Raw genomic sequence first — 1,113 nt, 5'->3', positions numbered from 1 at the left:
GCCACCCTAGATGTGTTGAATTTACCGTCCATGACCGGGATTGCTGACCCAAATTTACGTCAACTGATGACCAACTTGATTATTGAACTCTATAAGTATCAGGCCGAGAGTGAACGTAAGCGAATTATTGAGCGCCAGCAGCAAGGGATTGCCTTAGCTAAGCAGCAGGGTAAATATCATGGGCGCAAACCCCAATACACCCAAGACGATCCCCGCTTGCAACATGCTTTTAAACTTTATCAGGCAGGCATGAGTGATGTAGATGTTGCCCGTAATACAGGGATTAAACGGACGACCTTTATCAGATATCGAAAGAAATTCAATATACAAAGATGATGTTTACATGAGAGAATCATAGCAGAGCGGACCACTTGAAACTTCTAACTCCACTAAAATCCGAGAAATGACCAAGAAAAATGACAACTCTTCGAATATTGTTACTTCAAATTAAAATCAAAAATGATTACCTTAAAAATTGACCCCAATTTAAAATTGAAGTGCAACACTTACCTTACTAGACCAGTTCATTATTCAGACTAGTCAAAAAGGCCATGAAGACCTATTCTTAATTCACCACAAACAAGAAAGAGGTATCTTCATGACCCGAATTAAGAATATCATATCTAATCAGTATCACCAACTCAATTTCGCTGAGCGGGGTCGAATTGAAGCGTTAAGAGGCTTAGATTGGTCCATTCGCCGAATTGCCAAGACCCTTCATCGTAATCCCAGCACGATTTCCCGCGAATTAAAACGTGGGACAACGACGCAGTTTAACGCCAGTACGCGCATCTTTGAACAGTCATATCTGGCTGAAACCGGTGAGGCAGTTTATCGTAAGCACCGGCTGAATAGCTGTTATAGTGGCTTGTTTGATCACTGTCACCTCTTCTGTAATGCCTTGGCAACAGCTTTAAAGGTTCGCCCCAGAATGCATAGTGTGGACACTTTTGTTCACCAATTCAAGACTAATCATCCGGGAATTGTTTGCCCCTCAACGCCTACGGTGTACCGATACATTGATGATCAGCGGTTAGCGATCCGTAATTCAGACTTGCCAGCTAAGCTACGTCGCCGGGTTAAACGTCCTGGGACAAAGCATCACCGAATCAA

Annotated in this window: 2 protein-coding genes; both read left to right on the top strand. The window is 42.9% G+C overall.

Annotated features, from left to right (window positions below; all coding sequences use genetic code 11):
• Positions 1–336: helix-turn-helix domain-containing protein (locus tag FD44_RS10065; RefSeq protein ID WP_156656228.1), on the top strand; the 336-nt coding region annotated here is incomplete at its 5' end.
• A gap of 262 nt (positions 337–598) precedes the next feature.
• On the top strand, positions 599–1,113 hold a 515-nt coding region (locus FD44_RS10060), incomplete at its 3' end, for a helix-turn-helix domain-containing protein (protein ID WP_156656227.1).

The organism is Secundilactobacillus malefermentans DSM 5705 = KCTC 3548 (assembly GCF_001436395.1).
GTDB lineage: Bacteria > Bacillota > Bacilli > Lactobacillales > Lactobacillaceae > Secundilactobacillus > Secundilactobacillus malefermentans.
This window is presented reverse-complemented; position numbering and strand designations above follow the sequence as displayed.